General features: G+C 72.4%; 6 protein-coding genes. All 6 read left to right on the plus strand.

The features are described 5' to 3' along the window. The first annotated feature begins 107 nt into the window (after positions 1-107). The 6 genes from FV218_RS21000 to FV218_RS21025 all read left to right on the plus strand — a co-directional run bounded on the left by FV218_RS21000 (position 108) and on the right by FV218_RS21025 (position 8,560). The gene (locus FV218_RS21000; RefSeq protein ID WP_147711411.1) at positions 108-1,478 is read left to right on the plus strand and encodes a PepSY domain-containing protein; all 1,371 of its coding nucleotides are present in this window, start codon (positions 108-110) and stop codon (positions 1,476-1,478) included. A 27-nt stretch (positions 1,479-1,505) separates the two neighbouring features. Beyond that, positions 1,506-1,877 (plus strand): DUF2946 family protein, encoded by a 372-nt coding sequence (locus tag FV218_RS21005; RefSeq protein ID WP_147711412.1) that lies wholly within the window; start codon positions 1,506-1,508, stop codon positions 1,875-1,877. A 125-nt stretch (positions 1,878-2,002) separates the two neighbouring features. Then, positions 2,003-4,288, plus strand: coding sequence for a TonB-dependent receptor (locus FV218_RS21010; RefSeq protein ID WP_246685220.1), 2,286 nt, complete (start codon positions 2,003-2,005; stop codon positions 4,286-4,288). A gap of 253 nt (positions 4,289-4,541) precedes the next feature. Further along, entirely contained in the window at positions 4,542-5,204 is a 663-nt protein-coding gene (locus FV218_RS21015; protein ID WP_147711414.1) for a 2Fe-2S iron-sulfur cluster-binding protein, read from the plus strand. 96 nt (positions 5,205-5,300) lie between these two features. After that, on the plus strand, positions 5,301-6,278 hold the full coding sequence (locus tag FV218_RS21020; protein ID WP_147711415.1) for a xanthine dehydrogenase family protein subunit M: 978 nt from the start codon (positions 5,301-5,303) through the stop codon (positions 6,276-6,278). Positions 6,279-6,331: 53 nt separating this feature from the next. After that, the gene (locus FV218_RS21025) at positions 6,332-8,560 is read left to right on the plus strand and encodes a xanthine dehydrogenase family protein molybdopterin-binding subunit (RefSeq protein WP_147711416.1); all 2,229 of its coding nucleotides are present in this window, start codon (positions 6,332-6,334) and stop codon (positions 8,558-8,560) included. Positions 8,561-8,824 lie beyond the last annotated feature (264 nt).

Below are 8,824 nucleotides of genomic sequence, written 5' to 3' on the forward strand. Positions count from 1 at the left end.
GGTGCGGCCGGCGCCCCGATCCCCACCCGTCCGCCAGACCGGACGGGTTCGACGGATCGGCCGTGCCCCGTGGCGCGGCCCCGAGCGCTCGTGCCCTCAGGACGACCATGCCCCCCTCCCTCTCCGGCGACGCCGCATCCTTGGCCGCGCCCGTCCGCCTCTCCCGCGAGGCGGTCTACCGCGCCGTGTGGCGCTGGCACTTCTATGCCGGGCTGATCTGCCTGCCGTTCCTGATCCTGCTCTCGACCACGGGGGCGCTCTACCTGTTCAAGGACGAGATCAACGCCGCCCTGTTCACCCGGCGCTTCGTCGTGCCCGCCTCGGACCGGGCGCCCCTCGGGCCGGACCGCCTCGTCTACGTGGCGAGCCAGGCGGTGCCGGATGCCACCCCCCTCACCTACCTCGACCCCGCCGGCCCGACGGCCCCGGCCGTGGTCACCCTGGCGAAGGACGGCGCCAAGACCCTGGTCACCCTCGACCCCCGCACGGGCGACGTCCTCGGCCGCGTCGCGGCGGATGCCGAGGTGATGGCGGTGATCCGGCGCCTGCACAGCCTGAGCTATTTCGGACGGATCGCGAACGGCCTCGTCGAGGTGGTGGCGGGCTTCCTCGTTGTGCTCGTGATCACCGGCACCTACCTGTGGTGGCCGCGCGGACGGTCCGGCGGGGTCGTCACGGTCCGGGGCACGCCCGGCCGGCGGGTGTGGTGGCGCGATCTTCACGCGGTCACGGGCCTCGTCGCCGGGGGCGGCCTGCTGTTCCTGGCGCTTACGGGCCTGCCCTGGTCCATCGTCTGGGGCCAGCAGCTGCGGGCCGTGTCCAACGCCGCCGGCCTCGGCCAGCCGAGCGCCCTGTGGGCGCAGGTTCCGGTCTCCCGGATTCCCATGGGCGCGGCGCTCACCACCGCCGGCTGGGCCCTGGAGGACGCGCCCGTGCCCCTGTCGCGGCCCGCGCCCGGCCAGCCCATCGGCCTCGACCGGACGGCGGCGATCCTGACGGAGCGCGGCATGCCGGCGGGCTACGAACTCGCCCTGCCCGTGGGCGGGACCGGGGTTTACGCCGCCGCCGCCTACCCGCGCGACGTCACCCGCCAGCGCATGATCTCCCTGGACCAGTACACCGGCCAGGCCCTCGTCGACGTGCATTTCGCCGAGATCGGCCTCGTCGGCCGGGCGATCCAGTGGGGCATCGGCCTGCACAAGGGCGAGATTTTCGGCCGGCTCAACCAGCTCGTCATGCTGGCGGTGTGCCTCGCCTGCCTCCTGCTCAGCGTCACCGCCGGGGTGATGTGGTGGAAGCGCCGCCCCTCGGGGAGTCTCGGCATCCCGCCCTGGCCGCGCGCTCCCGGAATCGTCGCCGGCGTCACGCTCCTCGTCCTGGGCCTCGGCGCCCTGTTCCCCCTGACCGGCGCGGCGATCCTGGCGATGATCCTGCTGGATTGCGGCGGCCGGGCCCTGGCCGGGCGGATCGCGGCCTGAAGACCGATCCCACCGGGCGCGTCGCCCGTGTCTCCCGCCCCGATCCGGACCCGTCTCGGCATCGTCCTGGTGATCCTGGCCCTGTGGCTCCAGGCCCTGGCGCCGGGCGCGGCCCTGCGCCTGCCCGCCCCCGACCCCATCACCGATGCCTTGGCCCACGCGATCATCTGCGGCCCTGGCGCGCCGGCCGCCGTGGCGTCCGAGGATGGGATGCCGGGACCTTGCGCGTCCTGCCCGTTCTGCGCCGGCATCGCGACAGCCCCCCTGGTCCCGGCCGGCCCGCAGGTGGCGCGCGCCGCCCACTGGCACGCCGTGGCCTGGGCGACCCCGCCGCCGACACCCTCCCTGCGCCGGCCCCGGCCCACCGGCCAGCCCCGCGCGCCGCCCATTCCGTCCTGATCCCGTCGCCCCTCCCCTTCGACCGATCGGACGCGTTTCCCATGTTGCTGTTCTCTCCCACGAGGCTGCCCGTCTTGCCCACGAGGCGGCGCCTCGGCCCCTTGCTCGGCCCCTTGCTCGGCCCCTTGCTCGCCCTCCCCGTCACCTGCCTCGGTGCACGGGCGCAGGACGCGCCCAGCGTCACCCTCGACGAGGTCTCCGTCGTCGGCGACGGCACCGGTCTCCCGGCCGGACGCGGCGGCTTCGGCGTCGCCTCCCGGCCGGGCTCGGCCCCGAGCGTCATCGAGAACCCCGTCGGCCAGATCGTCACCGCCATCGGCCGCGACGGCGCCATCGCCGACCGGCCGGCGACGAGCATCGGCTCCGTCCTGCTGGAGAGCCCCGGCGTCACCGTGCGCCAGGGCAACGGGGCGCGGGACGTCGTCATCTCCGTGCGCGGCAGCAACGCCCGCTCCACCGGGGTGACCAAGAACATGGTGGTGCTGGAGGACGGCTTCGTCCTGACCCAGCCCGACGGCGCCTCGCGCTTCGACCTCGTCGATCCGCGCGCCTATTCCCGCATCGACGTGTTCCGGGGGCCGCAATCGGCCCTGTTCGGCAACTACGCCACGGGCGGCGCCATCGCCTTCCGCACCCGCACGGGCCGGGAGATCTCGGACGGGAAGGTCTTGGGCTACGAGATCGGCACCGACGCCGGCAGCTTCGGCTACTTGAGCAACTACTTCACCGTCGGCGGCGCCAGCGGCCCGGTGGAGATCAGCCTGTTCGCCAGCGACGTCCGCGCCAACGGCTACCAGGAGCATTCGTCCTACGACACCCAGACCATCAACCTGCTGGCGAGCTACACCCCGACGCCGGACAACCGCTTCACCCTGAAGGTGATCAACAATGATCTCCACGCCGACATCCCGGCACGGTCGTCCCTCAACCAGTACCGGATCAACCCGTATCAGCGCGGCTGCGCCTCGGCGGCGACGGCGGCGCCCGGCTGCACCACCTTCAGCTTCTTCCGCAACGGCGCCTTCGGCGCCACCGTGCCGGTGACGGCGGCCGAAGTCGGCCTGGAGCGCAAGGACCGGCGCACCATCGTGGCGGCCCGCTGGGAGCACGATGTCGATGCCGAGACCACGTGGCGCACGCAGGTGGGCTTCGACGAGCGCAACTACAACCAGCCGTTCTTCACCAGCTCCGGCCGGGGCAGCATCCCGTCCTACAACGTGATGAGCGACATCACCCACCGCTCGGAGCTGTTCGGGCTGCCGGCGGTGAGCTACGCGGCGCTCTCCTTCAACGCCCTCGACGCCCACGCCACCACCTTCAACCTGCAGCCCCTGGCGGGACCAACCCTGGGCGCCCTCATCGGCGACCAGGTGGCGCAGCAATCGAACCTCGGCGGGCGGGCGCGCACGGAGATCGCCCTGTCCCCGGCCTGGACCGGCGTCGTCGGGATCAGCGCCGAGAACACCTGGATCACCGGGCAGAACCGCGCCTACGCCTACTCCGCCGCCGGCCGCACGACGACGCCGGCTTTGGCCGACCGCAGCTTCCTCAACGTCGCCCCCGAACTCGCCCTGGTCTATCGGCCGAGCACCGAATGGGCGTTCCGGGGCCGCGCCGCCACGGGCTACACCACCCCGGCGGCCGGCAACCTGTTCGTGACCCCGGCCGGCGTGCCGGGCAACAACACCGGGCTCCAGACCCAGGAGAATCTCGGCTTCGACCTCGGCACCGACTGGACCCCGTGGGAGGGCCTGCGCGTCAGCCTCACGGGCTTCTACGAGTTCTTCCGCAACGAACTCGTGTCGCAGAGCCCCGGCGCCGGGCTCCTGGCCTACACCTTCAACGCCCCGGCCTCGGAGCATCGCGGCGTCGAACTCGCCGCCGACTGGGCGTTCAGCCCCGGCTGGCGCGGCACCCTCGCCTACACGTTCGACGATCAGATCTACACGAACTACGTCGAGCAGCTCAGCGCCGGGAGCGTCACCGCCCGGTTCGACCGGGCCGGCCGGCTCATCCCCGGCGTACCGGCCCACCAGCTCCTGGCCCGCCTCGGCTACGAGCAGGTCGGCGGGCCCCTCGCGGGGGTCGGCGGCTTCGTCGAGGTGGTGGCGCAGGACGGCTTCTTCATCGACAACGCCAACACCCTGAAGGCGCCCGGCTACGCCCTCGTCAACGCCAACCTCCATTACGTCACCGACCTGCCCGGCGGCTACGCCATGCGCCTCAACCTCTACGTCGAGGGGCGCAACCTCCTCGATCGGACCTACGTGGCCTCGGCCCAGAACCTCGCCAACGGCCTCAGCGCCACCACCGGCCTGCCCACGGGACCGGCGGCCCTGGCCGGCGTCACCGGCTCCGTCTATGCCGGCGCCCCGCGCACCGTCATGGCCGGGATGAAGCTGTCGTTCTGACGCCCGTACCCCGCGCCGCTTCGCGGCGCGGGCGAAGGGACCGGCCGGTTCCGATCGCGAGGACGTGACGGTCGCACCGGTCCGTGCGGCCGGTTGCGCCATCCCGGCGCACCTCCCCGAACGGATCGCAACGCGCCGGGCGCGCGTTCACCCCCCGAATTCGTAGTCATTCCAAACAGCGCACCCGCCGGTGAAAACCGGGGTCCGCGCCACGGCTGTCCGGCCGGTGGGAATGAACGCCGGGGATGCGTGCATGACCGAGAAGACCGAGACCGCCAGACTTTCGGGCCCCAGCCGGCGCAAGGTCATGGAGGGCTGCGCCGCCGTGGCCGCCTTCGGGGTGGCGGGTTTCGGCCGGCCGGCCTTCGCCGCGCCGGCACCCGCCCCCGGCGATCCGGCGCCGCAGACCATGCCGGTGCGCCTCACCATCAACGGGCAGGACCGCGACCTCGTCCTCGACACCCGCACCACCCTCCTCGACGCCCTGCGCGAGCACCTCGACCTCAACGGCACCAAGAAGGGCTGCGACCACGGCCAGTGCGGCGCCTGCACGGTGCTGGTCGATGGCCGGCGCATCAATGCCTGCCTGACCCTCGCCGCCATGCACGAGGGCGACCACATCGAGACCATCGAGGGCCTGGCGAAGGGCGAGGCGCTGCACCCGCTCCAGGCCGCCTTCCTCGAACATGACGGCTACCAGTGCGGCTACTGCACGCCGGGCCAGATCTGCTCGGCCAAGGGCATGCTCGCCGAGGTCGAGGCGGGCTGGCCGAGCCATGCCAGCGCCGATCTCCTCGCCGCGCCGAAGCTCACCGAGGTCGAGATCCGCGAGCGCATGAGCGGCAACCTGTGCCGGTGCAGCGCCTACCCGAACATCGTCGCTGCCATCGGCGACGCCGCCGGGCGCCAGGGCTGAGTTAACCATGTTTCACGGGAAACACCGTCCCGGCCCGGCCCCTCGGGCGCGCGGCCGGGTCCTCCACGGGGCCACACCAGAACGGGCACCACGCCGATGAAAGCCTTCACGTATGCCCGGCCGAAAACCGTCGCGGAAGCGGCCGAGATGGCGGCGGCGCAGCCGAACACCCGCTTCATCGCCGGCGGCACCAACCTCCTCGACCTGATGAAGCTCCAGGTCGAGACGCCGGCCCACCTCGTCGACGTGAACCGCCTCGGCCTCGCCGAGGTCACCGAGACCGGCGACGGCGGCCTGCGCGTCGGCGCCCTGGTGCGGAACTCGGATCTCGCCGCCCATCCGCGCATCCGCAAGGATTACGCGGTGCTGTCGCGGGCCCTCTTGGCCGGGGCCTCGGGCCAGCTCCGCAACAAGGCGACCACCGCCGGCAACCTGCTGCAGCGCACTCGCTGCCCGTATTTCTACGACACCACCCAGGCCTGCAACAAACGGGCGCCGGGGTCCGGCTGCGCCGCCATCGGCGGGTTCACCCGCATCCACGCGGTGCTGGGGGCGAGCGACGCCTGCATCGCCACCAATCCGTCCGACATGGCCGTGGCCCTGCGGGCCCTCGACGCCGCCGTCGAGACCGTGGACGCCAAGGGCGCGGAGCGCACGATCCCGCTTGCCGAGTTCCACCGCCTGCCCGGCGACACGCCGCAGATCGAGACCGCCCTGAAGCCCGGCGAACTCGTCACCGCCGTGACCCTGGGCAAGCCGGTTCCCGGCGCGCACCTCTACCGCAAGGTCCGCGACCGGGCCTCCTACGCCTTCGCGATCATCTCCGTGGCGGCGGTGATCGACAAGGGACCGGACGGCAAGGTCCGCGCGGCCCGCCTCGCCTTCGGCGGCCTCGCCCACAAGCCGTGGCGGGTGCCGGCGGCCGAGGCGGCCCTCGTCGCCTCGAACGGCGATGCCGACGCCGCCGCCGACGCGGTGCTGGCGGGGGCGAAGGGCCAGGGCACCAACGACTTCAAGATCCCCCTGACCCGCCGGACCCTGCGCGCCGTCGTCGCCGAAGCCCTCGGGGCCTGACGCCGTCCGAGCCCGCCGCGACGCCAAATCCCGAAAGAATCAGGAACCGTCCGATGGACATGAACCAGCCGATCGGCCGCACCCCCCTCGACGACAAGCCCGACGGCCTGCTGGGCAAGCCCATCGACCGGATCGAGGGCCGTCTCAAGGTGACGGGCGCGGCGCCCTACGCCTACGAGACCCGCGAACTCAGGAACCCCGCCTACGGCGCCCTCGTCGAGGCCGGGATCGCCAAGGGCCGCCTCCGCAGCCTCGACGTCGCTGCGGCCCGCGCCATGCCGGGCGTGCTCCACGTGATGACCCACGAGAACGTGCCGCCCCAGGGCGAGAAGAAGGAGCAGGTGTCACCCGTCCTGACGGGAACCGAAATCCGGCATCACGGCCAGCCCATCGCCTTCGTGGTGGCCGAGACCTTCGAGCAGGCCCGCGCCGCCGCCGCCACCATCAAGGCCGAGTACGCGAAGGAGACCGGCGCCTACGACCTGCGCGCCGGCATGGCGGGCGCGCAGGTGCCCAAACAGATGCAGAGCCCGCCGGATTCGGCGCTGGGCGATTTCGAGGGCGCCTTCGCCAAGGCCGCCGTGCAGGTGGATGTCGAGTACACCACCCCGGTCCAGACCCACGCGATGATGGAGCCGCACGCCACCATCGCCTCCTGGGAGGGCGACCACGTCACCCTGTTCACGGCGAACCAGATGCTGAACCGCGGACAGGTGTCCCTCGCCTCGGTGTTCGGCCTGCCGCCGGAGAACGTGCGCCTCGTCAGCCGCTACATCGGCGGCGGCTTCGGCGGCAAGCTCCAGCCCCAGGCCGACGCGATCTTCGCGGCCCTCGGCTCCAAGGCTGTGGGCCGGCCGGTGAAGGTGGCGCTGACCCGCCAGCAGGAGTTCCACGTCACCACCCGGCGCTCGGACACGATCCAGCGCCTGCGCCTCGGCGCCGGACCGGACGGCAAACTCGTCGCCATCGGCCACGAATCCTGGTCCGACACCACGCCGGGCGATGGGTTCTACGAGACCTCGGCCAACGCGACGCGCTCCCTCTACGCCGCGCCGAACCGGATGACGAAGCATCGCCTCGCCACCCTCAACCTGCCGGTGTCCTCGTCCATGCGCGCGCCCGGCGAGGCGGTGGGCATGCTGGCCCTCGAATGCGCCGTGGACGAACTCGCCGAGGAGCTGAAGATCGATCCCGTCGAGCTGCGCATCCGCAACGAGCCGACACAGGACCCCGAGAAGGGCGTGCCGTTCTCCACCCGCCAGCTCGTGCCGTGCCTGCGCGAGGGCGCGGCCCGCTTCGGCTGGGACAGGCGCCGCGCCGCCGGCACGACGCGGGACGGGCAATGGCTCGTCGGCATGGGCGTCTCGGCCGCCGCCCGCCTCAACCCGCTGATGGCGTCCTCCGCCGCCATCCGTCTCGAGGGCGACGGCACCGTCACCGTCCGCATGGCGATGACCGACATCGGCACCGGCACCTACACGATCCTGGCGCAGATCGCCGGCGAGATGCTCGGCCTTCCCGTGGAGCGGGTCCGGGTCGAGCTCGGCGACACCCGCTTCCCGAAGGCCGCCGGCTCCGGCGGCTCGTTCGGCGCGGGCAGCGCCGGCTCGGCCCTCTACGTCGCCTGCGAGTCCCTGCGGGCGAAGATCGTGGCGGCGGCCGGTCTCGGGCCGGAGGAGGCGCGCTTCGAGCAGGGACGCGTCGTCTCCGGAAACCGCTCGGAGAGCCTCGCCGACATCGCCGGGCGCCGCGGGGACATCGAGGCGACGGGCGAGATCAAGCCCGGCACCATGAAGGAGGCGTTCTCGCAATACTCCTACGGCGCGCACTTCGCCGAAGTCGGCGTCGATGCCGATACGGGCGAGGTCCGCCTGCGGCGCATGCTCGGGGTGTTCACCGGCGGGCGCATCCTCAACGCGAAGACGGCGCGCTCGCAGGCCATCGGCGGCATGGTGTTCGGCGTCGGCGCGGCCCTGATGGAGGAAGTGGTCGTCGACCCGCGCACGGGCCACTTCGTCAATCACGATCTCGCCGAGTACCACGTGCCGACGCATGCCGACATTCCGGCCATCGACGCGGTGTTCCTGCCCGAACTCGACGACAAGGCCAATCCGCTCAAAAGCAAGGGCTTGGGCGAACTCGGCATCTGCGGCGCCGGGGCGGCGCTCGCCAACGCCGTCTACAACGCCACCGGCGTGCGGATTCGCGACTACCCCCTCACCCTCGACAAGGTTCTGCGCGGCCTGGAGACCCGGGATCGCGCCCCGGCGCGCCCGACCTGACGCATCGGGACCGGATGCCCCCAAGACGTCGTCGGGGCTCGCGGCACGAAGTCCATGCCGTTGTGACACGCGACGTCGACTTCGGCCGAACGGAGTCTTTCCCGACATTTCTGCGAAGCCCGGCCCCGGCGGGCAATCCTGTGCAGTGTTTCCGGGCGGGCCCGCAACGCAACAGGTTCGAAAGGAGGATGCGGCAGGAGTGTCGCGTGCGCGCGCCCTCGCGGCGCATCCCACAAGGCCCGATGCCCCATGGCCCCCTCGCCC

The organism is Methylobacterium sp. WL69, from assembly GCF_008039485.1.
Lineage (GTDB): Bacteria > Pseudomonadota > Alphaproteobacteria > Rhizobiales > Beijerinckiaceae > Methylobacterium.